This window comes from Pseudomonas sp. N2-3-1-14, from assembly GCF_041228395.1.
Classification (GTDB): domain Bacteria; phylum Pseudomonadota; class Gammaproteobacteria; order Pseudomonadales; family Pseudomonadaceae; genus Aquipseudomonas.
Genome location: NZ_CP166199.1, coordinates 2,471,104 through 2,494,574 on the forward strand (window position 1 = coordinate 2,471,104; position 23,471 = coordinate 2,494,574).

Here is a 23,471-nt window from a genome sequence, read left to right on the forward strand (position 1 = left end):
GCGGCCTGAAAACCGTTTGGAAGCCGCCATGAACCGCAACGACTTGCGCCGCGTCGACATGAACCTGCTGGTGATTTTCGAAGCATTGATGTTCGAGAAGAACCTGACCCGGGTCGCCGAGAAGCTCTTTATGGGCCAACCGGCGGTGAGTGCGGCGCTTGGGCGCTTGCGGGATTTGTTCGACGACCCGCTGCTGTTGCGCAATGGGCGGGGCATGGAGCCCACGCCACGGGCGCTGGCGATACTCAAGGAGTTGCAACCGGCCATGGACACCATTTCCGGCGCGGTCAGCCGCGCCAAGGATTTCGACCCTTCCACCAGCTGCGCGGTGTTTCGTATTGGTTTGTCGGATGATGCGGAGTTCGGGTTGTTTCCGCCGTTGCTCAGTCAACTGCGTGAGGAGGCGCCGGGGATTATCGTGGTGGTGCGTCGGGCCAACTACCTGTTGATGTCGGCGTTGTTGGCCAGTGGGGAGATTTCGGTGGGGGTGAGTTACACCACGGAATTACCGGCGAATGCCAAGCGCAAGAAGCTGCGCGATATTCCGTGCAAGGTGCTGCGTGGGGATGACGGGGAGGCGCCGCTGACCTTGGATGATTACTGCGAGCGGCCCCATGCGATGGTGTCGTTTTCGGGGGATTTGAGCGGCAATATCGACCTGGACCTGGCGCGGATCGGCCGGGCGCGTCGGGTGGTGTTGGCGGTGCCGCAGTTCAGTGGGTTGCGGGCGTTGTTGGCGGGCACGCGGATTATTGCGACGGTGCCGGATTATGCGGCCTGTGCGTTGACTGAGGGGACGGTGTTACGGGCGCAGGATCCGCCGTTTGAGATTGAAGCGGCGGAGTTATCGATGGTGTGGAGTGGGGTGCATGATAATGACCCGGCGGAGCGGTGGCTGCGGTCGCGTATCAGTGAGCATATGTCGCGGGCGGTTTAGGCGTGGCGGCCTCTGGGCCGACCAGGTGGAGGTGGGTTGGGTGCATATCCGTTGCTGCGGTCAGGGCCACTTAGGGTTCCGCTCTTACAGCGGGTCACTTTTGGCAAACGCCCCAAAAGTAACCAAAAGGTCTTTGCCCCACCACTCGGTGCCTCGCCTAGGCTCGGCATGCCCTCGCTCCGGCTTGAATCCGTGGGCCGCCGCGATGGGCCATCCATGGCCCAACGCGGCTAACCCGGCGTCCTGCCGGGTTACCCACGGATTCAAGCCTGCGTTCGGCCAGCGTGGTTGACGGGGCCTGTCAGATCACAAGCAAGATCAAAAGCAAAAGCACGGCGGCCTGGTAGCCGACCTGAGTGGTAGAAGCAAAAGCGGATCAAAAGCACAGCAACACATCTCTATCTGATGCACAGAGATCCAAATGTGGGAGCGGGCTTGCCCGCGAATGCGGTGGATCAGTCAGCTCATGTGTCACTGGCACACCGCCTTCGCGAGCAAGCCCGCTCCCACAATTTCACCGAGTTCAACTGCCAGCACCGCACTGCTTTGCTTTTCTGTGAGAGCTGGCTTACCTGCGATGCAGGCACCTCGGTGTATCAGTAACACCCAGTAGATGCCATCGCAGGCAAGCCAGCTCCCACCTTTGACCGAGTACAATCAACACCCATCTATCTGATGCACAGAGCTCCAAATGTGGGAGCGGGCTTGCTCGCGAATGCGGTGGGTCAGTTAGCTCATATGTCACTGACCCAGCGCCTTCGCGAGCAAGCCCGCTCCCACAATTTGACCGAGTTCAGCCGCCAGCACCGCACTGCTTTGCTTTGCTTTTCTGTGGGAGCTGGCTTGCCTGCGATGCAGACACCTCGGTGTGTCAGGCATAACCAGTAGATGCCATCGCAGGCAAGCCAGCTCCCACATTGAATTGAGTTCAGCTTCCAACATCAGGTCGGCTGTCAGGCCGCCTCGCTTTCGCTTTTGATCTAACCACTCAGGTCGGCTACTAGGCCGCCGTGCTCTGCTTTTGATCTTGATCTGCTTTTGACGTTGATCTTAGGCGCCCCGTTAAACCACGCTGGCCGAACGCAGGCTTGAATCCGTGGGTAACCCGGCAGGACGCCGGGTTAGCCGCGTTGGGCCATGGATGGCCCGTCGCGGCGGCCCACGGATTCAAGCCGGAGTGAGGGCACACCGAGCCTAAGCGAGGTGCCGAGTGGTGGGGCAAGAGCCTTTTGGTTACTTTTGGGCTCTTTTCAAAAGTGACCCGCTGTAAGAGCGGAACCCATAGCGGCCGTTACTCAAATAACGGATATGTACTCCATAAAAACCTTCCCCCAAGGCCGCCACGTCAAACAGCACATACATCCAATTCCAACCCCCCCAATGCCCCCCAAACTCCCCCCATCGCACAACCCTCCAGGGGGGAATCAACACCATGGACCCAACACCCAAAACCAGCCCCGACGAAGTCGTCACCCTGGTCGTCAAACACCTGATCAAACCCGGCCGCGAAGCCGACTATGAAGCCTGGCTCCGGCGCATCGTGCGCATCGCCGGCGGACGCCCTGGCCACCTCGGCGTCGACGTCGTGCGCAGCAAACAAAACCGCCTGGCGCTGTTCACCTGCGTCCTGCGCTACCGCTCCACCGACGACCTCGAACGCTGGCTCGACTCCCCCGAGCGCCAAGCCCTGATCAACGAAGCCACGCCCATGCTCGCCGACGGCGACAACACCGAAATCGGTGCCGTCAACGAATTCTGGTTCGCCCCCCTGGCCGACAGCGCCGCCAAACCTCCGCGCTGGAAACAAGCCGTGGTGACCTTGTTTGTCATCCTGCCGCTGACCCTGCTGATCCCGATCATCTGGGCCCCGGTGTTACGCCTGCATCCGTTCCTCTCCAACTACGTGGTCGCCACCTTCCTGGTCACCCTGACCATCGTGCTGCTGGTGGTCTACCTGCTGATGCCGGCCGCCACCCGCCTGTTCGCTCCCTGGCTTGAAGCCTCTGTAAAGGAAACCCTATGAACGCCGATCTGATTCTGTTCAATGGCCAGTTCCACACCGTGGACCGTGAAAACCCGCGCGCCACCGCCGTTGCTATTCACCAGGGCCGCTTCGTCGCGGTCGGCACCGACGCCCAAGCCATGGCGTTGCGTGGCAGTGCCACGCAGGTCATCGACCTCAAGGGCCGCACCGTCATCCCCGGCCTCAACGACTCGCACCTGCACCTGATCCGTGGCGGGCTGAACTACAACCTCGAACTGCGCTGGGAAGGCGTGCCGTCCCTGGCCGATGCGCTGCGCATGCTCAAGGATCAGGCGGACCGCACGCCCACGCCGCAATGGGTGCGCGTAGTCGGTGGCTGGAACGAATTCCAGTTCGCCGAAAAACGCATGCCGACCCTGGAAGAGCTGAACCAGGCCGCGCCGGACACGCCAGTGTTCGTGCTGCACCTGTACGACCGTGCCTTGCTCAACCGCGCTGCCCTGCGGGTGGCCGGCTACACCAAAGACACGCCGAACCCACCGGGTGGCGAGATCGTGCGTGACAGCAACGGCAACCCCACTGGCATGCTGGTGGCGCGGCCCAACGCGATGATCCTCTATGCAACCCTGGCCAAGGGCCCGAAATTGCCGCTGGAATATCAGGTCAACTCGACCCGCCAGTTCATGCGTGAACTCAATCGCCTGGGCCTCACCAGCGCCATCGATGCCGGCGGCGGTTTCCAGAACTATCCCGATGACTACGCGGTGATCGAGCAACTGGCCAAGGACGAACAACTGACGGTGCGCATCGCCTACAACCTGTTCACCCAAAAGCCCAAGGAAGAACTCAGCGACTTCAAGCACTGGACCGGCAGCGTCACCCTGCACCAGGGCGATGACTACCTGCGCCACAACGGCGCCGGCGAGATGCTGGTGTTTTCGGCGGCGGACTTCGAGGACTTCCTCGAACCGCGCCCCGACCTGCCGCTGACCATGGAGCAGGAACTGGAACCGGTGGTGCGGCATTTGGTCGAGCAGCGCTGGCCGTTCCGCTTGCATGCCACTTACAACGAATCCATCTCGCGCATGCTCGACGTGTTCGAGAAGGTCAACCGCGACATTCCGTTCAATGGCCTGCCGTGGTTTTTCGACCACGCCGAAACCATCACGCCGCACAACATCGAGCGCGTGCGTGCTCTTGGCGGCGGTATCGCGATCCAGGATCGCATGGCGTTCCAGGGCGAATATTTTGTCGAGCGTTACGGCGCCAAGGCTGCCGAAGCCACGCCGCCGATCAAGCGCATGTTGGCTGAAGGCGTGCCGGTCGGGGCGGGCACCGATGCCACGCGGGTGTCGAGCTATAACCCGTGGACCTCGTTGTATTGGATGGTCAGCGGCCGCACCGTCGGCGGCCTGGAACTGCACGCCGAAGGGCTGCCGCGCCTCACCGCGTTGGAGCTGTTCACCCACGGCAGTGCCTGGTTCTCGTCGGAGCAGGGCAAGAAAGGCCAGATCAAGGTCGGCCAGTTGGCGGACGTTGCCGCGCTGTCGGCAGACTTTTTCAGTGTCGATGAAGAAGCCATCAAATGGATTGAGTCGGTGCTGACCGTGGTCGGCGGCAAGGTGGTGTACGGCGCCGGCGACTTCGAAGATTTCGCACCGCCACGCGTGCCGGTGCTGCCGGACTGGTCGCCGGTGGTCAAGGTGCCGGGGCACTGGCGCCCAAGCTCACCGTTACAAGCTCAGGTCCATCAATGCAGCGGCCCGTGTGGCGTGCATGCCCATGGCCATGAAAAAGCGCGCCTTTCCAGCGTGCCGGTCAGCGACTTCCAGGGTTTCTGGGGCGCGTTTGGCTGCTCGTGCTTTGCCTTCTAAAACTCCCCCTCTCAATCAAAAACAGGAGCTATCCCATGACTTACAAACGCTTGAACAAAGACGACGCCGTGGTGCTGCTGGTGGACCACCAGACCGGCTTGATCTCGCTGGTGCAGGATTTCTCGCCCAACGAATTCAAGAACAACGTGCTGGCGCTGGCGGATGTGGCCAAGTTCTTCAAGCTGCCGACCATCCTCACCACCAGCTTTGAAACCGGCCCCAATGGCCCACTGGTGCCGGAGCTCAAAGAACTGTTCCCGGACGCGCCGTACATCCCGCGCCCTGGCCAGATCAACGCGTGGGACAACGAAGATTTTGTCAAGGCCGTCAAGGCCACCGGCCGCAAGCAATTGATCATCGCCGGTGTGGTGACCGACGTCTGCGTGACGTTCCCGACCCTGGCCGCGCTGGCTGAAGGCTTCGAGGTGTTTGTGGTGACCGACGCGTCCGGGACGTTCAACGAGGCCGTGCAACGTGCATCGTGGGCGCGCATGAGCGCAGCGGGTGCGCACCTGGTGAACTGGTTCGCGGTGGCCTGCGAGCTGCAGATCGACTGGCGCAACGACATGGAAGGCCTGGCCAACCTGCTGTCGCCGCGCATTCCCAACTACCGCAACCTGATGAACAGCTACTCGGCGTTTACTGCCAAGTAACCCGACAGACAGCACACCACTGAACCCTGTGGGAGCCGGGCTTGCCCGGCTCCCACATTTGATTTGTGGTGCCATGACTGACCGGTTATAAAACAGCAAAATGTCCACCGAGAAGCGACAATGAACCCCTTCGAAGACATGCGCCTGTTCTGCCAGGTCATGGAGTCTGGCAGTTTCACCGCCGCCGCCGAGCAACTGGGCCTGTCCAAGCAATTTGTCAGCCGCCGCCTGATTCAGCTGGAAGAGCGCCTGGGCGTGCGCCTGCTCAACCGTTCCACGCGCCGCCTGGACGTCACGCCGCTGGGCCAGAGTTATTACGAATCCGCCTTGCGCCTGCTCAGTGACGTCGAGCAAGTGGAGCAGGGCATCGCCGGCCAGAACAGCGAGCCGCGCGGTACGCTGCGCCTGAGTGCGCCGCTGTCGTTTGCCATGGCTCACCTGGGCTGCCTGTTGCCGTCATTTCTGCAGCGCTACCCGCACGTGTCGGTGGAAGTCGACCTCAGCGACCGCCCTGTTGACCTGATCGGTGAAGGCTACGACCTGGTGTTGCGCATCGGCACCCTTGAAGACTCGACCTTGATCGCGCGGCGTATCGCCAGCGTCGAGCGGGTGTATTGCGCCAGCCCCGAGTACCTGGCCCTGCGCGGCACACCGCTCAAGCCCGACGACCTGACCGACCACGATTGCCTGCCCTACGGCCACGGCCGCCAGGTGCAATGGCGCTTCCAGACCAAGGGCAAGCTGCAGTCGGTGAATGTCAGCGGACGCATGCGCGTGAACAACGGCGAGTTGTTGCGCGACACGGCGATTGCCGGGTTGGGTGTTACTTACCTGCCGACGTTTATCGTGGCTGAGGCGCTGAAGGATGGGCGCTTGGTCACACTTCTGGAAGACTTCGCCCCCGACGCCCTGACCTTGTCGGCCGTTTACCCGCAGCACCGGCAGAGCTCCAGGCCCGTGCAGGCGCTGGTGGAATTCTTGCGTGAACGCCTGGCGGGTGGTTGCTAAATCATTCCAGAACCCGGTGAAGATCAAATGTGGGAGCTGGCTTGCCTGCGATAGCGATGTATCAGTTGAAACTATGCCAACTGAACCACCGCTATCGCAGGCAAGCCAGCTCCCACATTTTGATTGTGGTTCGGCTCAGAGATCGACGAGGTTGGCCAGCGTCGAGCCCTGCACGTAACGCACAAGATTCGCCAGAAACGTATCGGCAATCTCCTCTTGGCTGTTGGTCGAAATCGCCGAGGTATGCGGTGACAGCCTCACCCGTGGATGGCTGTACAACGGATGCCCATCTGGCAGCGGTTCCGGCTCGGTCACGTCCAGCGACGCCAGGCCGATCTGCCCGTTGTCCAGCGCTTCCAACAACGCCTCCTGATCAAGCAAACCACCGCGCGCGATGTTGATCAGGTGCAACCCCGGCTTGGCGCTGCCGAGCACATCGCGGTTGACGATATGCCGCGTGCTCTCGGTCAGCGGCGCCGCCAGTACCAGATGGTCGGCACGGGCGAACAGGTCGTGGATATCCCGCGCGGCTTCGACGCCGTCCACGTCAAAAGAGGCATGGCTTTGACGCAACGCAACCACGTTGATGCCGAGTGCCAACGCCTTTTGCGCAAGGCTTTTACCAATCGCGCCAAAGCCGAGAATACCCAGGGTCGTGCCCTTGAGCGGACGCAATGGCGTGAAATTCCACTGGGCATCCTTCACCCAGATAGCCGGCAAACGCTTGGACGCGGCAAAGATCGCCGCCAGGGCGAACTCGGCGAGGTTATCGGCGGCGCTGCCACGCGAGGTGGTCACCGGTGGGCCGTTGAACAGCCACTGCGGGTAGAAGTCGATGCCCGAGGAGACCAGATGCACCCACTGCGCGCCATACGGCCAGCCTGGCGGCGGGGTGTCCGGCGCGGTGTAGCCGCGCACGTTGATCGGGCGCAGCAAGAGGATATTGGCCTGGGGCGGCAAGTCACTCGGCACACCAACAGGCACGCCGATCACCTGGGCTTCAGGATGAATCGAGGCGAGGCGTTCGCGGATTACCGCGTTGTAATCTTCGTCCAGCTGGCTGGCAATAATCACCTGACTCATGAGCGCTCCTTATTCATTTTGGGCCACGTTGGGCGAACACAGCTTTGCCGACGCCTTGCAGCACGGCGTCGTTTTGTGGGGTATGCACGCGGCTGCACAGCACATCGCGGTAATGGCGTTGCAGCGGGCTGTGGCGTGACAGTCCGGGGTTGCCCGAGGCTTCGATGGCCAACTCGACGGCGCGGATCGCGTTGCCGGTCACCAGGTACTTCAACTGCGCGGCATTCGCGGCCGGTGTGTGGCCTTCAGCGGCGGCGTCCAGCAGGCTGCGGTTGGCAAACAGCAACGTGTCGATATGGCCGACGGTTTCCTGAAACCGCGGCAAGGTCGACAGCGCTGCGCCCAGATTGGATGGCTTGCGCTCCTCCAGCCATTGCACCAGCCAGTCCCGTGCGGCCTGGGCCACGGCGTCATACACCGAGGACAGCAACACCGACATCCACAGGAAACCATCGCCATCCAGCTCTGGCTGCGGTGCGCTCCAGGGGCTCACGCTGACGGCGTGGTCCAGCGGCACCAGCACGTTGTCGAGCAGCACTTCATGGCTGCAGGTGGCGCGCATGCCCAAGTGATCCCAGGTGTCGATGATGCTCACGCCGGGGCTGTCTTTAGGCACCAGCCAGGCGCCCACCAGCGGGTCGGCGTCATCGCTGCGCGCCCATACGCTGAACCAGCTCAGGCCGTGGCTGCCGGTGGAGTAAATCTTGCGCCCACTGATGCGCCAGCCTTCGGCAGTGCGCACGGCGGTGGTCGCCGGCAGGCCGCCACGCGCCGGGGTGCCGAGGTCGGGTTCGACACGCAGGGCGTTGATCAGCGCGCCGTTGCGCACCGCGTCTTCGGCGACTTGCACACGCAAGTGCTGGGGCCAGGCTTTGCTGTCTTGCAAGCGCGTGTGTTGCAGGTACTGCATCACCAGGATCAGCGCGGTGGAGGGCTCGCCCTTGGCAATCGCGCTGATCGCCTTGCGCGCCTGGGGCAAGCTGGCACCGCCGCCGCCCAAGGCCTTAGGCACGGTGAGGGCGACCAGGCCGTGGTCATGCAACAGCGTGAAGTTATCGTGGGGGAAGGCGCCGCTGGCGTCGTACAGGTGCGCAGTACTTGCCAGCTCGGCGCTGAGGCGTTCGAGCAGGGCTTCGAAGTTGGCGACTTCCACGGAGCGTAAGGACGGTTGGGAAAAGTGGCTCATGGTTGCTTCACTCGATTCGATAGGTGTACGCCGATTCCTGTGGGAGCTGGCTTGCCTGCGATAGCCATTCCAGGCTGACAGTGTTGGTGGCTGAAACACCGCGATCGCAGGCAAGCCAGCTCCCACATTGAATCGGTGTGATTTCAGATAGCGATACGCACAGGCTGTTGGCCCAACAAGCGCTCCACCACCTGCAACGCCGCCGGCGCCCAGGTGGCCACACGTTCGGCATGCAGCTCAGCTAACTGACGGTTCAGGGACTCGTTCATGCCAGCGCCGCCTGTTGCTCTTCGACCTCGGTGGCGACGCTGTAACGGTTGGCCGGCACGTCCAGGCCAAGGTTGTCGCGCAGAGTGTGGCCGGTGTATTCGGTACGGAACAAGCCGCGCTGTTGCAGCACCGGCACCACCAGCTCGGTGAAGTACTGCAAGCCATCCGGCAGCACCGAGTTGATGATGAAACCATCGCTGGCGCCGGTTTCGAACCAGGTCTGGATCGCATCGGCGACTTGCTCCGGGGTACCGACAAAATCGCGTTTGGGCCGCGAGAAACGCAGGGCCACTTCGCGCAGGGTCAGGCCTTCGTCCTTGGCCAGTTGCTTGATGCGCTCGGACCCGCCTTTCTGGCTGTTGGCGCCCAGGTCGCCGAGTTCCGGGAAGGGTTCGTCCAGCGGGTATTGGCTGAAGTCGTGGTCGTTGAACGGGCGGCCGAGGGCGACAATCGCATCTTCCACGGTGACCAGGTCCACGGCCTGCTGATAGCGGCTTTCCACCTCGGCGGCGTCACGCCCGACAATCGGGCGGATACCCGGCAGGATCGACAGGCTACTGGCGTCACGCCCGAAGCCTTTGGCGCGGCGCTTCAAATCGGCGCTGTAGGCTTTGCCTTCTTCAATGTGCTCGACGTGCACGAAAATCGCATCGGCGTTTTGCGCCGCAAAGTTGCGCCCATCTTCCGAGGTGCCGGCCTGGAAAATCGCCGGCTGGCCCTGGCGCGAACGCGCGATGTTGAGCGGGCCTTTGACCGAGAAAAACTCGCCTGTGTGGTTCAGCGCATGCAGCTTTTGCGGGGTAAAAAACTCGCCGCTTTGCTTGTTGTACGCAAAGGCGTCGTCCTCCCAGGAATCCCACAGGCCCTTGACCACGTTGAGGTGTTCCTTGGCGATGCGATAGCGCACGGCATGCGGTGGGTGCTCGGCCTTGCCGAAGTTGTCGGCGGTGCCGCTGAGCCATGAGGTGACTACGTTCCAACCGGCGCGGCCGCCGCTGATGTGGTCCAGCGAGGCAAACTGACGTGCCACCTGATAAGGCTCGGTGTAGCTGACCGTCACCGTGGCGACCAGGCCGATGTTTGTGGTCAGCGCGGCGAGGGCCGAGAGAATGGTCAACGGCTCGAAGCGATTGAGGTAATGCGGGCTGGATTTGGCGTGGATATGCAGGCTGTCGGCGATGAACACGAAATCGAATTTGGCGCCTTCGGCCAACTCAGTCTGCTGCTTGTAGAAAGCAAAGTTCGTACTGGCATTCGGTTGCGCCTGCGGGTGACGCCATTCGCCCCAGCCGTGACCGACGCCGTGCACCATGGCGCCCAGCTTCAAATGGCGTGGTTGCAATTGATCTGGCTTGCTCATGTGTCGCTCCTTGCTTAGCGCGATGCTTGGGGAGTGGGAAAACGCTCGGCGTTAAAGCTCTTGTCGAAACCCTGCGACACGTCGATGTGCTTGGGCAGCAGGCCTTCCTTCTGATAGGTGTCGGCCGTGGCTTGCAGGCCGCTGATCACGCTGTCGTCGATTACCACCGGGCTTAGATGAGTGTCTTTGGCCACCTCGACGTGCACCGCCAACGGCAGGCCGGTGATTTTCGATTGGGCGGCAGCGTATTCATTGGGGTGCGCATTGGCCCACGCATAAGCGCGATCGACGCGGGCGACGAAGTCGTCCAGTTGCGCGCGTTTTTCGCTGATGGCCTGGTTGGTAGCCGCAAAATACAGGTGGTTGCTCAGCAGCTGGTTGCCGCTGACCAGCACCCTGGCCTGGCTTTGTGAGGTGACCACCGTGGTGTACGGGTCCCACGTGGCCCAGGCGTCGACGGTGCCGTTATCGAGCACCAGCCGCGATTCGGCGGGCAGCAGGAAAATGAATTGCACATCCTTGGTGGTCAGCCCGGCGCTGGCCAGGGCCTTGATCGCCAGGTAGTGGCCGATGGAACCGCGCCCGGTGACGATTTTCTTGCCCTTGAGGTCGGCCACCGTCTTGATCGGTGAATCCTTGGGCACCACCAGGGCGGTGGTGTTGCGCCCTTCGGCGTGGATGATGCTGACCACTTTGAGCGAGGCGCCGGCGCCCAGAGCAAACACATACGGCGCATCGCCGAGCGCGCCGACATCCACGGCGCCGGCATTCAGGGCTTCGCCCAACGGCGAGGCGGAGGGGAATTCCGACCATTGGATGATGTAGGGGACGTTTTGGGTTTCGCCCGAGGCTTCCAGCAGGGCCTTGATGGTGGATTTCTGATTGGCCACGCGCAGCGGTTGCAGGTCGGCGGCCTGGGCGGTGGTGAGCAGGCCAAAGGCGAGGGCGGTGCCCAGCAGCAGGCGTTTGAACGCAGGGGTAAAGGTCATGAGCGGTAGATTCCAGACAGTTCGAAAAGGTGTGGGTTACCTCCGCCTGGAAAGGGGTCGGTGCGGCCTGCCCCGGTCCGGGGCAGGCGTGAAGGTGGCTCAGATCACATAGAAACCATGGGTGCCGTCGCGGGCCAGCTGGTCGACCAGGCCAAACTCCCAATCCAGGTACGCCTGCATGGCTTCCTTGGGGCTGTCGGTGCCTTCGTAGGGTCGGCGGTAGCGGTCGATACGCGGTGAAGCCAGGTGGGTTTCACCAGTTTCCAGCGGCAGTTGCTCGGCGATCCAGTGGGTGGTGCCGCCTTGCAGCAGGAACACCGGCTTGCCGGTCAGCGCCTCGACTTCGGCCACCGCCAGGCGCGCCAGCTGGCTGGTGCCGCAGGTCAGCACATAACGTTCGGCAGGCGGCACCTTGGTCAGCGCTTCGGGCAATTGCGCACGCAAGACCCAGTGAGCACCGGGGATATGGCGCTTGACGTAATTGACGCTCGGGGTGAAATCCAGCACCGCCGTGTCGCCGTGGGCGAGCCACTGCGCCAGGGTGTGCGGGCTGATCAACTCGGCTTGCTGCGGCGCCGGTACGGGGGCTACCCAGGCACCGGTTTCGCTGAAGTGCGCCGTTTGCAGGTCGTCGAGCACATGCACTTCCCAGCCCAGTTGCGCGAGCCAAGAGGCGGACATATTGGCGCGCACACCGTCGTCATCCGCCAGCACCAGACGCGCACCGCGCACGCTGGCGACGTGATCGGTTTCCTGCACCAGCTGGCCGCCCGGTGTGGAGCGGGCGCCGGGCAGGTGGCCGGCTTCGAATTCTTCCGGGGTGCGCACATCGAACAGGTACGTGGTGCGGTGCGGTTCCTGCTGCCAGCGTTGCAGGTCAGCCAGGGTGGCGCGGCCGACGCGAGCTTTATCGGCCACGCGGCGCGCATCCCGGGCGGCGATCTGGCGGTGTTCTTCGCGGGTTGGCGCAAAGCGCCGCGACTGGCCGTGGGCGAGTTTTTGCCCGGCCAGCGTCCAGCCGATGGTGCCGTTACGCAGCGCCGACACCGGGTTGGCGATGCCAGAATTGATCAACGATTGAGTGCCAATAATGCTGCGCGTGCGCCCGGCGCAGTTGACGATGATGCGTGTGGACGGGTCCGGCGCCAGTTCACGGGCGCGCAGCACCAGCTCGGCACCGGGCACGCTGATGCCGGTGGGGATGCTCATGGTCTGGTATTCGTCGAAGCGACGCGCGTCGAGCACCACCACGTCGGCTTGGTTGTCGAGCAGGGCCTGGACTTCTTCGGCGGCCAGGGACGGCGTATGGCGCTCGCTCTCGACCAGCTCGCCAAACGCCTTGCTCGGCACGTTGACGTCGATAAACAGCTCACCACCGGCCTTGCGCCAACCGTCCAACCCACCTTCAAGCAGGCCGACCTGGGTGTAGCCCAGCGCAACCAGGCGCTCGGCTGCACGCTGCGCCAGCCCTTCACCGTTGTCGTAGACGGTGACCTGGGTATCGCGGCGTGGAATGCGCGCGTACACCTCAAGCTCCAGTTTGGACAGCGGGATATTTGCAGCGAACAGCGGGTGCGACTCGGCAAACGGCGCTTCTTCGCGCACATCGACCAGGGCGACTTCTTCACGGTCCAACAGGGCCTGACGGATCTGGGCGAAGCTGCGGTTCGATACGGTGGTCATAGGGCAGGGCTCTTTTCTTTGGACACATCCCAGATGTTCGGGAGGTAGGCGTTGGAATAACCGGAGATAAACAGTTTCTCGCTGCCGTCGGGCTGATACACCGCGCGGCGCACCGCGCCGATATTGGCGCCGTACACATGAATGCTGATCGACACCTGGTCGCTGTGGGCATTGCTGACCTGATGGATATCGCCGACCTTGGGCGACACGGCCTCGACCTGACCCGGCACCAGCTGAATCGGCTTGCCCTCGGCAACGAGGCGGCCGTCGGGTGCGCGTTCAAAGCCCTGGGAAAATTCCGAGCCGCGCAGCATGCCGATCAAGCCCCACACCCGGTGGTCATGAATCGGCGTACTTTGCCCCGGCCCCCACACAAAGCTGACGATGCAAAAGCGCTGGCGCGAATCGGCATGCAGCAGAAATTGCTGGTAACGCGCGGGGTCGGGTTGGGCGTATTCGTCGGGCAGCCAGTCATCGTGGCTGACCAGTTGCGCCAAGAGCTTGCCGCCACGGTGCAGCAGGTCGCCTTCGCGTGGATTGCCGTCGATCAATTCCGCCAGGGCGCCTATAAAGGCTCTGAGTCTCTCGGGGTGTCGGGCCTGGGTCATGGCACTTCCATCGCTGCTTTAACGGGGAGGGTTTGATGGGTTTATATAAGCATAATGTTTATGGTTAATATGCTATTTTTTAATGATTAGCTTATAGCTTTAGGTAATTTAGAACCGGTCTGCATAGCGTTAGACGTTATCGATCACAGCGTGGACTATCCATGCAGCGTTCCTGCAACTATGCTTCGCACACATCTTAATGACTGTTCTCTATGTGCGGCCCAAATGAAAATTGACGATATCGATGCCTTTGTCGAAGTGATTCGTTGCCAGTCCATCAGCCATGCCGCCGAGTCGTTGCAACTGACCCAGCCGGCCATTACCCGCCGTGTGCAGAACTTCGAGCAGGCGCTGGGCGTGGAGTTGTTCGACCGCAACACCAAGCCCCTCAAGCCTACGCTGATCGGTACGCGCGTTTATGAACAATGCCGGCTGATCCTGCGTGAAATGGATGCCCTGCGCGAACTGGTGGCCACCGATGCGCCGCCCACTGGCGTATTGCGCCTGGGCGTGCCGCAGACCATTGGCGACGTGGTGCTGCTCGATGCGCTCAAGCACCTGCGCACCGAATACGCCGACCTGCGCACCCAGGTCGCCACGGGTTGGGGCAGCCAACTGGTCGGCAAGATCGAGCGCGGTGAACTGGACGCGGCGGTGGCGCTGTTTCCGGCGGGCAAGATTTTCCCGGACAACATCGTCGGTGAGTCCATCGGCAAGATGGAGTTGGTGGTGGTGTGTGCCAAGGCGCAGTTGCCGAAGAAGCCGTGCAAGTTGGCCGATGTGTACCAGAACGGCTGGATTCTGAACCCGGATGGCTGCGGTTTCCGCGCCGGCTTGCAGCGCACCTTGTCTGACCAGGGGTTGGCATTGCGGGTGAACCTGGAAACCTTCGGCACCGAATTGCAATTGGGGCTGGTGGCCGACGGTTTGGGCCTGGGGCTGGTGCCGCGGCCTTTGCTGGAGCGCAGCGCTCACCGTGAGCAGCTGGCGGTCATGCCGCTCAAGGATTTCAAGCCGGTGATGGATTTGTGGCTGATCTATCCGCATTTTCTCGGCAACCTGCAGGGGCCGGTGGATGCATTCGGCAAGCTGGTCGCGGACTCGCTGCACAAGATCCGCAACGCCGCCTGAGTGAGGGATGTGGTTTTTATAAAAAAAAATAATAATTAGCTTAGATTAAAATGTGCTTTTTATTATTTTTCGGCATCCCCTAGGCTGCCTGGGAGTCCTTAAGGCCATCCAGGAAGTTTTGCCATGAGCAGCGTCACCTCTCTATCCAGCGTTTCCAGCAACGTCCGCCAGCGCGTGTCGCCTGAAGAGTGGGAGGTGCGCGTCAAACTGGCTGCGGCCTATCGGCTGGCGGCGTTGTACAAGTGGACCGATCACATCTACACGCACTTCTCGGCCCGCGTGCCGGGTCCGGATGAGCATTTCCTGATCAATGCCTTTGGCTTGTTGTTCGATGAAATCAGCGCGTCCAACCTGGTCAAGGTTGACCTTGACGGCACGATTGTCGACGACCCTACGGGCCTGGGCATCAATTACGCAGGCTATGTGATTCACAGCGCCATCCACGGTGCGCGGCATGACCTGCAAGCGGTGCTGCACACGCATACCCGTGACGGTATTGCGGTGTCGGCGCAGAAGGACGGTCTGTTGCCGATTTCCCAGCACTCCATCGCGTTCTCCGGGCGTATCGCGTACCACGGCTATGAAGGCGTGGCGCTGGACCTGGACGAGCGTGAGCGGTTGGTGGCGGACCTGGGGGACAAGAGTGTGATGATTTTGCGTAACCATGGGTTGTTGACGGCGGGGGTGAGCGTTGAGCATGCGTTTCAGCAACTGCAGGGGCTGGAGCGTGCGTGCAATATCCAGGTGGCGGCGCAGGCGGGCGGCAATGCGCAGTTGATCTTCCCGCCGGCGCAGGTGGTGGCCAAGGTTGAAGAGCAGGCCAAGGTGTTCAGCAACGGGGCCGGGCCGGGTGTGGCGCGGCATTGGAATGCGTTGGTTCGGCAGTTGGAGCGTACGGATACCGAGTATAAAAACTGACGTTGGCGGCGGTGTACGGGCTTGTTTGGGTAGATTGGGGGCATATCCGTTGCTGCGGAAACGGCGGCTTAGGGTTCCGCTCTTACAGCGGGTCACTTTTGGCAAACGCCCCAAAAGTAACCAAAAGGTCTTTGCCCCACCACTCGGTGCCTCGCCTAGGCTCGGCATGCCCGAACGCAGGCTTGAATCCGTGGGCCGCCGCGATGGGCCATCCATGGCCCAACACGGCTAACCCGGCGTCCTGCCGGGTTACCCACGGATTCAAGCCTGCGTTCGGCCAGCGTGGTTGACGGGGCCTGTCAGATCAAAAGCAAGATCAAAAGCAGAGCACGGCGGCCTGGTAGCCGACCTGAGTGGTTGAAGCAAAAGCAGGGCAACAGCACAGCAACACACTTCTATCTGATGCACAGAAATCCAAATGTGGGAGCGGGCTTGCTCGCGAAAGCGGTGGTTCAGTCAGCTCATGTGTCACTGGTCCACCGCCTTCGCGAGCAAGCCCGCTCCCACAATTTGACCGAGTTCAACTGCCAGCACCGCACTGCTTTGCCTTTCTGTGGGAGCTGGCTTGCCTGCGATGCAGGCACCTCGGTGTATCAGTAACACCCAGTAGATGCCATCGCAGGCAAGCCAGCTCCCACCTTTGACCGAGAACAAACGACACCCATCTATCTAATGCACAGAGATCCAAATGTGGGAGCGGCCTTGCCCGCGAATGCGGTGGGTCAGTCAGCTCATGGGTCACTGGCACACCGTTTTCGCGAGCAAGCCAGCCCCCACCTTCGACCGAGTACAAACGACACCCATCTATCTGATGCACAGAGCTCCAAATGTGGGAGCGGGCTTGCCCGCGAATGCGGTGTGTCAGTCAGCTCATGTGTCACTGACCCACCGCCTTCGCGGGCAAGCCCGCTCCCACAATTTGACCGAGTTTAACTGCCACAACCGCAGTGCTTCGCTTTTCTGTGGGAGCTGTGTTTACGCGACCTGCTTGGCCTGCTCGCGCTCTGCGACCAATTGGCGGGTGAGTGGAATCAAGCGCTTGCCGTAGGCGATTGCATCATTGAGCGGGTCGAAGCCGCGAATCAGGAAGGTGGTAATCCCCAGGTCGTAGTAATCCAACAGGGCTTCAGCGACTTGTTCGGCGGTGCCCACCAGTGAGGTGGAGTTACCTTGGGCGCCGAGCAGGCCGGCAATCCCGGTCCACAACCGCTTGTCCAGCCGTGAGCCTTGCGCCGCTGCTGCCAGTAAGCGGCGTGAGCCTTCGTTCGGCGGTTCCCGTCGCACGAATCCGTTCTTCTCAGCCAGCGCCGTGGCCTGTTGCAAGATTGTCTCGGCACGCGCCCACGCCAGTTCCTCGGTCTCGGCGAGGATCGGGCGCAACGACAAACTGAAGCGGATCGTGCGCCCATGCTTGGCCGCTTCGGCGCGCACCTGAGTCACCACTTCGCGCACTTGCTCATAGGTTTCACCCCACAGCGCATACACGTCGGCATGTTTGCCCGCCACCGCAATCGCTGCCGCGGAAGAACCGCCGAAATACAGCGGAATGTGCGGCTGCTGCGGCGACTTCACCGTCGAGTGCGCGCCTTGCACCTGGTAGTACGTACCCGCGAAATCGAAGGGTTGCTCGCTGGTCCATTCCTGGCGCACCACGCTGAGGTACTCGTCGGTGCGCGCGTAGCGTTCGTCCTTGCCGATGTGGCTGCCATCGGCGCGCAGTTCGCGGTCATCGCCACCCGTGATGATGTGCACGGCGGTGCGCCCGCCGTTGAAAACATCCAGGGTGCTGAACTGGCGGGCAGCCAGCGTGGGCTGGGCGAAACCGGGGCGGTGCGCGATCAGGAACTGCAGCTTTTGGGTCACGCTGGCGGCATGCGCGGCGATCAGCGTGCTGTCCGGGCTGTTGGAATGGAAGGCTACCAGGGCGCGGTCGAAGCCGGCATCTTCGTGGGCGCGGGCCACGGTTTCGACGTAGTCCGGTTGCAGGGTCGGGCCGCTGCGTGGGTGGATCTCAGAGGCGTGATGGCCGCCGATGTAGCCGATGAATTCAATGCTCATGGTCAGTCCTTGTCAGGTACGGGATCAACACCTCCTCCGGGCGTGGGGTCGGTCACTCGGCTCAAAAGTAAGGGCGGGAGTCGGGTCTGTAAAATGCCTGTTGGTTCTAACCTAAGTATTAAAATATTGAATTATCATTAGATTTATTTATTAGTAACGTGCATTAAGAGCCGGGCTACAGGCTCAGGCGAATCTGCGCACACAGCCCACCGCCCGCGCGATTGCTTAAGGTCAGCGAGCCACCGATCGCCACCACCAGTTGCTGCGCAATCGCCAGGCCCAGCCCGGTGCCGCCGGTGCCGCGATTGCGTGAGCTTTCTACCCGATAAAACGGCTGCATGACGTGCACCAGTTCGTCCTCGGCAATCCCGGGGCCGCGGTCCAATACGCTGATCGACAGCTGCCCGGTTGGCGTCGAGCCGACTGCCAGTTCTGCGCTGCCGGCGAATTTCAGCGCGTTGTCCAAGAGGTTCACCAGCACCCGCCGTAAGGCGTGAGGGCGGGTGTCGAGCACCAGCGCACTTTTACCGGTGATGCTGACCTGCTTGTGCATGTCTTGATAATCAAACACCAGGCTGTCCAGAAACGCGTCGAGATTGATGCGATGACGGGCTTCGGTAGCGCCGTGCACGCTGCGCGCGTAGGCCACGCCTTCGCGCACCAGGTGTTCCATTTCCCCCAGGTCACTCCAGAGCTTGTCGCGGTCGGCAGAATCTTCCATGAACTCGGCGCGCAGTTTCATGCGGGTAATCGGCGTTTGCAGGTCGTGGGAAATCGCCGCGAGGATCTGCATGCGTTCCTTGAGGTATTCGGCGATGCGTTGTTGCATCTGATTGAACGCTGCCGCTGCGTGGGCCACTTCGGTCGGGCCGTGTTCGTCCAACGGCGTCGGATGAGCGTTCGGGTCGAGGGTTTCCACCGCGCGGGCCAGGCGCGTCAGCGGGCGAATCGCCAGGCGCACGGCCAACCAGGTGCAGCCGAGCAACAGCGCCAATTGCAGGATCAGCACCACCGGCAACCAATAGGCCACGGGCAGGGCGGCCGGGCGTACGTCGAGGGTGATCGGGTTGCCGTCGGCCAGGGTCAGGTGCGCCTGGAAGTGCTTCTGCAGGCCGGGAATGGTGCGAAAGGTCAGCGCGTACTGCTCGCCCAGCGCATCCGCAATCGAGGTGGCGGCCATCGGCACGTCGTCACTGCTCATCGGCTCACCGGTCTCGCCGGCATTGAGCAGGTAATGGTAGTTCTGGCGGTCGATACGCGGCAGCCAACTGGCCCGCTCGTTGGCCGGCAGGCGGTCGAGGATTGCCACCGAGGTCGACACGTCGTTCTCCAGGTTGCCGAGCATCGCGGCGCGCGCGCTGATATAGCGCTCGTAGAACTGCGCACTGAACGACAACCCATGGGCGCACACCAGGCTGATCAGGAAGATCAGCGACAACTGCGACGCCAGCGTGCGCGGCCAACCCAAGCGCCATTTCATCGCGTGGCTCCAAGGATTTCCACCGCCAGGGAAAACACATAACCCTCGCTGCGCACGGTCTTGATATACGCCGGTTCACGTGCGTCATCCAACAGGCGTTGGCGCAGGCGGCTGACCAGCAGGTCGATGGAACGGTCAAACAGATCCGCGTCACGGCCTTGGGTCAGGTTGAGCAATTGGTCGCGGTTGAGCACGCGCTGCGGGTGATCGAGGAACACCCGCAGCAGGCGGTATTCGGCGCCGCTCAAGGCCACCAGCGTGTCGTCTTCGTCGAGCAGGTGGCGGGCGGTGGTGTCCAGGCGCCAACGGCCAAAACGAATCAGCCGCCCGGTTTCACTCACCACCAGGTTCGGCGGCAGCATGCGCGTGCGCCGCAACACGGCGTTGATCCGCGCCAGCAGTTCGCGGGCGGCGAAGGGTTTGACCAGGTAATCATCGGCGCCCATTTCCAGGCCGATGATGCGGTCGGTTTCATCGTTGCGCGCGGTGAGCATCAGCACCGGCGTGGCTTTGTGCTTGCCCACCCGCAGCTCTTGGCACAGCTGCAAACCGTCGTCGCCGGGCATCATGATGTCCAGCACGATCAGGTCAACCGGGGTGGTGTCGAGGAAACTGCGCATCTGGCGGCCATCGGCGACCACTGTGGTGCGCATGCCGTTTTTCTTCAGGTAATTGCCCACCAGCTCGCGGATCTCGCGGTCGTCATCGACGATCAGGATATGGTCGACATGGTCCATGCTGCGTTCCTCGTTAAATGCTCATGGGCCGCAGTCTAGCCATCGCCGCAGGGTTTGCCTTGTGCCCTTTGTATTGCAGTGTATCTGGCGATAACGAGATACACAGCGAGGCAAAAAAACCGACAGGCCAGCGTCCGGCGTCGTTCACCTGCATGCCTAAGCTAATGCTAAAAAGGTATTTATTAAGGTTTTTTAAGATCGTTTAGCTTGGTTGCTCCAACCCAAGACGCTTATGGAGTGAGCCGCCGATGCTGCAATCAGTCACCACCTTGCCGCTGCTGGATCTGTCGCAGCTTGACGGCACGCCTCAGCAACGCGGCGAATTTCTCGATGCGTTGCGCGCTGCCGCGCGGCAGATCGGCTTTTTCTACCTGACCGGCCACGGCATCGACCCGGCGCTGCTGGCTCAGGTGCAGCAGCAGGCGCGCGCATTTTTTGCCTTGCCCGAGGCCGACAAACTGGCGGTCGGCATGCTCAACTCGCCACACTTTCGCGGCTACAACCGCGCCGCGTCGGAGATCACCCGCGGCCAGCCAGACCTGCGTGAGCAGTTTGATGTCGGCGCCGAACGCGAGCCACTGAACGCGGATCGACACCCGGCCGCGTGGGCCCGCCTGCAAGGCCCGAACCAATGGCCAGCCGCCTTGCCCGAACTCAAGCCGTTGGTTTTGGCCTGGCAGCAGGCAATGACGCAAATGGCGTTGCGCTTGCTACGTGCCTTCGCCCAGGCCTTGTCGTTGCCCGAGCAGGCCTTTGACGCGCTGTACGGTGACCAACCCAACGAACACATCAAGCTGATCCGCTACCCCGGCCGCCACGTGCAACAAAGTCGCCAGGGCGTGGGGGCACACAAGGATTCCGGCTTTTTGAGCTTTCTGCTGCAGGACGAGCAGGCCGGTTTGCAGGTGGAAGTGGAGGAGGGCCGCTGGATCGACGCGTCGCCGCGCCCCGACACGCTGGTGGTGAATATCGGCGAACTGCTCGAGTTGGCCAGCAACGGTTATTTGCGCGCCACCGTGCACCGCGTGGTGTCGCCGCCGGTGGGCAGCGAGCGTTTGTCCCTGGCGTTTTTTCTCGGTGCGCAGCTGGATGCGGTAGTGCCGGTGTACGACTTGGCACCCGAACTGCTGCGCGATGCCCACGGGCCGACCAGCGACCCGCGCAACCCGTTGCTGCGCGATGTCGGCTGGAATTACCTCAAGGGCCGTCTGCGCTCGCACCCGGATGTCGCCCAACGTTTCTATGCCGACGCCACACTTCCCCACGCACTGTCCGCCTGATCAGGAGATCACCATGCTGAAGACATCTGCACTTACCCTGGCGGCGTTGCTGGCCTCATTGAGCGTGTCGGCCGCCGATGCGTTGCGCGTCGCCGCCGACCCGATTCCCCATGCACAGATCCTCGAGTACGTGCAGAAGCTTGACCCGAGCCTGAACTTGAAGATCATCGAGATCCCCAGCGGCGTGAACTCCAATGAGTTGCTGGCCCATGGTGATGTCGACGCCAATTACTTCCAGCACCTGCCGTTTCTCAACGCTCAGGAGCAGGCGCTCGGGCAGAAGTTCGCGGTGGCCGCTACGGTGCATATCGAACCGTTGGGCATTTACTCCCATCGCCATACCGGCTTCGCCCAGGTGCCGGACAAAGGCACGGTGGCGGTGCCGAACAACGTCACCAACCTCAGTCGCGCGCTGTACCTGTTGCAAGCCAATGGCCTGATCACGCTCAAGCCGGGTTTCAATGACGCGTCCAGAGAGCAGGCCACGCCCAAGGACATCGCCGAGAACCCCAAGCATCTGAAGATTCTGGAGATCGAGTCGCCGCAAATTCCGCGCGCGCTGGACGATGTGGACCTGGCGGTGATCAATGGCAACTTCGCCCTGGAAGCCGGGTTGGTGCCGGCCAAAGACGCCTTGGGCCTGGAGAAAGCCGAGGGCAACCCTTACGCGAATATCCTGGTGACCACACCAAAACTCGCGGATGACCCGCGCATCAAGCAACTGGCCAAGGACCTGCGCTCGCCGCAGGTGGCCAAGTTCATCAGCGAAAAATACGCGGGCTCGGTGATCCCGGTGGCGGTCGAATGATCGTCGTCGAGGGCGTCAGCAAAACCTACGCCGACGGCCAGCCGGCGGCCCTGGATAACGTGTCGTTGCGGATAAACGACGGGTCGATTTTTGGCATTGTCGGCCGCAGCGGGGCGGGTAAAAGTACCTTGCTGCGCTGCCTTAACCTGCTGGAGCGGCCCACCTCCGGGCGCATCCTTTTGGACGGCCAGGACCTGACCCAACTGAGCGACAGGCAACTGCGCGAGCAACGCCAGCGCATCGGCATGATCTTCCAGGGCTTCAACCTCCTGCATTCACGCACGGTGGCGGGTAACGTCGCGGTGCCGCTGGAAATCGCCAAGGTGCCCAAGGTTGAGCGCGCGGCGCGGGTGGCCGAGTTGCTGGCGTTGGTGGGCTTGAGTGACAAGGCTGAGGCGTTTCCTTCGCAGCTCTCCGGCGGGCAGAAACAACGCGTGGGCATCGCCCGTGCATTGGCGGCGCGTCCGACGTATCTGTTGTCGGATGAGGCCACCAGCGCGCTGGACCCGCAAACCACCGCGTCGATTCTTGAGTTGTTGCGCGACATCAACCGGCAGTTGGGCGTGACCATCGTGTTGATCACCCATGAACTCGAGGTGGTCAAGGCCATCTGTGACAGCGCGGTGTCGCTGGCCGATGGACGTGTGGTGGAAAGCGGCACGCTGCTGCAGTTGCAAGCCGACCCGGCATCGCACCTGGGCCGTTCGCTGGCGCCAAGCCCGCCGGTGGTGAGGGCCGTATGAAAACCGACTGGAACGAGATTGTTCGACTGCTGCTCAACGCCACCGGCGAAACCCTGTACATGGTGCTGCTGGCGGGCATGTTCACGCTGTTGATCGGCTTGCCGCTGGGCGTGGTGCTGTTTATCAGCCGACGCAGCGGCTTGTTGCCTTTGCCACGGCTCAACCGGGCGTTGGGCGCCGTGATCAACCTGGGACGGTCATTGCCGTTTGTGGTGATGCTGATCGCGTTGATCCCACTGACGCGTCTGATCGTCGGCACCACATTGGGCAGTACGGCGGCCGTGGTGCCCATCACGATTGGCGCTTTTCCATTTTTTGCGCGCATCGTCGAGACCGCCCTGGATGAAGTGGACAAGGGGCGCATAGAAGCCATCGTTGCCATGGGTGGTGACGTGCGTCATGTGATCCTCAAAGTGCTGCTGCCGGAAGCCTTGCCCGCGCTGGTGGCCGGGGTGACGCTGACGCTGGTGATGCTGATCGGCTTTTCCTCCATGGCTGGCGTGATCGGTGGCGGCGGGCTGGGCGACCTGGCGATTCGTTATGGTTATCAGCGTTTCAACAACCAGATCATGGTGGTCACGGTCATCGTTCTGGTGGTGCTGGTGCAGGGCGTGCAAAGCCTGGGGGATCGCTGTGTGAGGTCGCTGGCGCACCGCCGATCCTGACTTTGCCCCAGGGCGA

Annotated in this window: 21 protein-coding genes; 11 read left to right on the plus strand and 10 right to left on the minus strand. The window is 62.1% G+C overall.

Annotated elements, in window-relative coordinates:
* Positions 1 to 28 precede the first annotated feature (28 nt).
* From AB5I78_RS11540 to AB5I78_RS11560, 5 genes are all read left to right on the plus strand, one after another.
* Positions 29 to 937 carry a LysR family transcriptional regulator gene (locus AB5I78_RS11540; RefSeq protein ID WP_106580719.1) on the plus strand — a complete coding sequence of 303 codons (909 nt, stop codon included), beginning with the start codon at positions 29 to 31 and terminating at the stop codon, positions 935 to 937.
* A 1,432-nt stretch (positions 938 to 2,369) separates the two neighbouring features.
* The gene (locus AB5I78_RS11545) at positions 2,370 to 2,960 is read left to right on the plus strand and encodes an antibiotic biosynthesis monooxygenase (protein WP_369303468.1); all 591 of its coding nucleotides are present in this window, start codon (positions 2,370 to 2,372) and stop codon (positions 2,958 to 2,960) included.
* Positions 2,957 to 4,795, plus strand: a complete 1,839-nt coding sequence (locus AB5I78_RS11550) for an amidohydrolase (RefSeq protein WP_369303469.1) — start codon at positions 2,957 to 2,959, stop codon at positions 4,793 to 4,795. The genes AB5I78_RS11545 and AB5I78_RS11550 overlap by 4 nt, the downstream gene beginning before the upstream one ends.
* 35 nt (positions 4,796 to 4,830) lie before the next feature.
* Positions 4,831 to 5,448: an isochorismate family cysteine hydrolase YcaC gene (gene ycaC, locus AB5I78_RS11555; protein WP_145166221.1), complete on the plus strand. Its 618-nt coding sequence runs from the start codon at positions 4,831 to 4,833 to the stop codon at positions 5,446 to 5,448.
* Between the two features lie 120 nt (positions 5,449 to 5,568).
* A complete protein-coding gene (locus AB5I78_RS11560) occupies positions 5,569 to 6,456 on the plus strand; it encodes a LysR family transcriptional regulator (RefSeq protein WP_369303470.1) in 888 nt (295 codons plus the stop codon).
* A 135-nt stretch (positions 6,457 to 6,591) separates the two neighbouring features.
* On the opposite strand, the gene AB5I78_RS11565 is transcribed toward AB5I78_RS11560, so the two are convergent.
* The 7 genes from AB5I78_RS11565 to AB5I78_RS11595 form a co-directional block, all read right to left on the minus strand.
* Complete coding sequence (locus tag AB5I78_RS11565) at positions 6,592 to 7,539, minus strand: D-isomer specific 2-hydroxyacid dehydrogenase family protein (RefSeq protein ID WP_369303471.1); 948 nt, start codon at positions 7,537 to 7,539, stop codon at positions 6,592 to 6,594.
* Between the two features lie 13 nt (positions 7,540 to 7,552).
* Positions 7,553 to 8,725, minus strand: coding sequence for an acyl-CoA dehydrogenase family protein (locus AB5I78_RS11570; RefSeq protein WP_369303472.1), 1,173 nt, complete (start codon positions 8,723 to 8,725; stop codon positions 7,553 to 7,555).
* Positions 8,726 to 8,868: 143 nt separating this feature from the next.
* Positions 8,869 to 8,994: a hypothetical protein gene (locus AB5I78_RS11575; RefSeq protein WP_369303473.1), complete on the minus strand. Its 126-nt coding sequence runs from the start codon at positions 8,992 to 8,994 to the stop codon at positions 8,869 to 8,871.
* Entirely contained in the window at positions 8,991 to 10,355 is a 1,365-nt protein-coding gene (locus AB5I78_RS11580) for an LLM class flavin-dependent oxidoreductase (protein ID WP_369303474.1), read from the minus strand. Before AB5I78_RS11580 ends, AB5I78_RS11575 begins: the two co-directional genes overlap by 4 nt.
* Before the next feature lie 14 nt (positions 10,356 to 10,369).
* Positions 10,370 to 11,344 carry an ABC transporter substrate-binding protein gene (locus AB5I78_RS11585; protein WP_369303475.1) on the minus strand — a complete coding sequence of 325 codons (975 nt, stop codon included), beginning with the start codon at positions 11,342 to 11,344 and terminating at the stop codon, positions 10,370 to 10,372.
* A gap of 99 nt (positions 11,345 to 11,443) precedes the next feature.
* Positions 11,444 to 13,027, minus strand: coding sequence for a rhodanese-related sulfurtransferase (locus AB5I78_RS11590; RefSeq protein ID WP_242197872.1), 1,584 nt, complete (start codon positions 13,025 to 13,027; stop codon positions 11,444 to 11,446).
* Positions 13,024 to 13,635 (minus strand): cysteine dioxygenase, encoded by a 612-nt coding sequence (locus AB5I78_RS11595; protein ID WP_262207699.1) that lies wholly within the window; start codon positions 13,633 to 13,635, stop codon positions 13,024 to 13,026. Before AB5I78_RS11595 ends, AB5I78_RS11590 begins: the two co-directional genes overlap by 4 nt.
* A 225-nt stretch (positions 13,636 to 13,860) precedes the next feature.
* Here AB5I78_RS11595 and AB5I78_RS11600 point away from each other — a divergent pair, with 225 nt between their 5' ends.
* On the plus strand, positions 13,861 to 14,766 hold the full coding sequence (locus AB5I78_RS11600) for a LysR family transcriptional regulator (protein WP_124417080.1): 906 nt from the start codon (positions 13,861 to 13,863) through the stop codon (positions 14,764 to 14,766).
* Between the two features lie 123 nt (positions 14,767 to 14,889).
* The gene (locus AB5I78_RS11605) at positions 14,890 to 15,684 is read left to right on the plus strand and encodes a class II aldolase/adducin family protein (RefSeq protein ID WP_369303476.1); all 795 of its coding nucleotides are present in this window, start codon (positions 14,890 to 14,892) and stop codon (positions 15,682 to 15,684) included.
* Positions 15,685 to 16,659: 975 nt separating this feature from the next.
* Here the strand turns inward: AB5I78_RS11605 and AB5I78_RS11610 are convergent.
* The 3 genes from AB5I78_RS11610 to AB5I78_RS11620 form a co-directional block, all read right to left on the minus strand.
* Complete coding sequence (locus tag AB5I78_RS11610) at positions 16,660 to 17,742, minus strand: LLM class flavin-dependent oxidoreductase (RefSeq protein ID WP_369303348.1); 1,083 nt, start codon at positions 17,740 to 17,742, stop codon at positions 16,660 to 16,662.
* A 175-nt stretch (positions 17,743 to 17,917) separates the two neighbouring features.
* A complete protein-coding gene (locus tag AB5I78_RS11615; protein WP_369303349.1) occupies positions 17,918 to 19,222 on the minus strand; it encodes an ATP-binding protein in 1,305 nt (434 codons plus the stop codon).
* Entirely contained in the window at positions 19,219 to 19,959 is a 741-nt protein-coding gene (locus tag AB5I78_RS11620; protein WP_369303350.1) for a response regulator, read from the minus strand. The genes AB5I78_RS11615 and AB5I78_RS11620 overlap by 4 nt, the downstream gene beginning before the upstream one ends.
* Before the next feature lie 248 nt (positions 19,960 to 20,207).
* Here AB5I78_RS11620 and AB5I78_RS11625 point away from each other — a divergent pair, with 248 nt between their 5' ends.
* The 4 genes from AB5I78_RS11625 to AB5I78_RS11640 are packed head-to-tail and all read left to right on the plus strand — an operon-like array spanning position 20,208 to position 23,455.
* A complete protein-coding gene (locus tag AB5I78_RS11625; protein WP_369303351.1) occupies positions 20,208 to 21,239 on the plus strand; it encodes an isopenicillin N synthase family dioxygenase in 1,032 nt (343 codons plus the stop codon).
* A 13-nt stretch (positions 21,240 to 21,252) separates the two neighbouring features.
* Entirely contained in the window at positions 21,253 to 22,047 is a 795-nt protein-coding gene (locus AB5I78_RS11630; RefSeq protein WP_369303352.1) for a MetQ/NlpA family ABC transporter substrate-binding protein, read from the plus strand.
* A complete protein-coding gene (locus AB5I78_RS11635; protein ID WP_369303353.1) occupies positions 22,044 to 22,790 on the plus strand; it encodes a methionine ABC transporter ATP-binding protein in 747 nt (248 codons plus the stop codon). The genes AB5I78_RS11630 and AB5I78_RS11635 overlap by 4 nt, the downstream gene beginning before the upstream one ends.
* On the plus strand, positions 22,787 to 23,455 hold the full coding sequence (locus AB5I78_RS11640) for a methionine ABC transporter permease (RefSeq protein WP_369303354.1): 669 nt from the start codon (positions 22,787 to 22,789) through the stop codon (positions 23,453 to 23,455). The genes AB5I78_RS11635 and AB5I78_RS11640 overlap by 4 nt, the downstream gene beginning before the upstream one ends.
* Positions 23,456 to 23,471: the final 16 nt, after the last annotated feature.

Bases quoted from the DNA above. Each gene is read 5' to 3' on its own strand.
- ycaC (WP_145166221.1), top strand. From the start codon at position 4,831: ATGACTTACAAACGCTTGAACAAAGACGACGCCGTGGTGCTGCTGGTG.
- AB5I78_RS11620 (WP_369303350.1), bottom strand. From the start codon at position 19,959: ATGGACCATGTCGACCATATCCTGATCGTCGATGACGACCGCGAGATC.
- AB5I78_RS11600 (WP_124417080.1), top strand. From the start codon at position 13,861: ATGAAAATTGACGATATCGATGCCTTTGTCGAAGTGATTCGTTGCCAG.
- AB5I78_RS11635 (WP_369303353.1), top strand. From the start codon at position 22,044: ATGATCGTCGTCGAGGGCGTCAGCAAAACCTACGCCGACGGCCAGCCG.
- AB5I78_RS11550 (WP_369303469.1), top strand. From the start codon at position 2,957: ATGAACGCCGATCTGATTCTGTTCAATGGCCAGTTCCACACCGTGGAC.
- AB5I78_RS11605 (WP_369303476.1), top strand. From the start codon at position 14,890: ATGAGCAGCGTCACCTCTCTATCCAGCGTTTCCAGCAACGTCCGCCAG.
- AB5I78_RS11630 (WP_369303352.1), top strand. From the start codon at position 21,253: ATGCTGAAGACATCTGCACTTACCCTGGCGGCGTTGCTGGCCTCATTG.
- AB5I78_RS11560 (WP_369303470.1), top strand. From the start codon at position 5,569: ATGAACCCCTTCGAAGACATGCGCCTGTTCTGCCAGGTCATGGAGTCT.
- AB5I78_RS11595 (WP_262207699.1), bottom strand. From the start codon at position 13,635: ATGACCCAGGCCCGACACCCCGAGAGACTCAGAGCCTTTATAGGCGCC.
- AB5I78_RS11565 (WP_369303471.1), bottom strand. From the start codon at position 7,539: ATGAGTCAGGTGATTATTGCCAGCCAGCTGGACGAAGATTACAACGCG.
- AB5I78_RS11610 (WP_369303348.1), bottom strand. From the start codon at position 17,742: ATGAGCATTGAATTCATCGGCTACATCGGCGGCCATCACGCCTCTGAG.
- AB5I78_RS11575 (WP_369303473.1), bottom strand. From the start codon at position 8,994: ATGAACGAGTCCCTGAACCGTCAGTTAGCTGAGCTGCATGCCGAACGT.
- AB5I78_RS11580 (WP_369303474.1), bottom strand. From the start codon at position 10,355: ATGAGCAAGCCAGATCAATTGCAACCACGCCATTTGAAGCTGGGCGCC.
- AB5I78_RS11540 (WP_106580719.1), top strand. From the start codon at position 29: ATGAACCGCAACGACTTGCGCCGCGTCGACATGAACCTGCTGGTGATT.
- AB5I78_RS11545 (WP_369303468.1), top strand. From the start codon at position 2,370: ATGGACCCAACACCCAAAACCAGCCCCGACGAAGTCGTCACCCTGGTC.
- AB5I78_RS11640 (WP_369303354.1), top strand. From the start codon at position 22,787: ATGAAAACCGACTGGAACGAGATTGTTCGACTGCTGCTCAACGCCACC.
- AB5I78_RS11615 (WP_369303349.1), bottom strand. From the start codon at position 19,222: ATGAAATGGCGCTTGGGTTGGCCGCGCACGCTGGCGTCGCAGTTGTCG.
- AB5I78_RS11585 (WP_369303475.1), bottom strand. From the start codon at position 11,344: ATGACCTTTACCCCTGCGTTCAAACGCCTGCTGCTGGGCACCGCCCTC.
- AB5I78_RS11570 (WP_369303472.1), bottom strand. From the start codon at position 8,725: ATGAGCCACTTTTCCCAACCGTCCTTACGCTCCGTGGAAGTCGCCAAC.
- AB5I78_RS11625 (WP_369303351.1), top strand. From the start codon at position 20,208: ATGCTGCAATCAGTCACCACCTTGCCGCTGCTGGATCTGTCGCAGCTT.
- AB5I78_RS11590 (WP_242197872.1), bottom strand. From the start codon at position 13,027: ATGACCACCGTATCGAACCGCAGCTTCGCCCAGATCCGTCAGGCCCTG.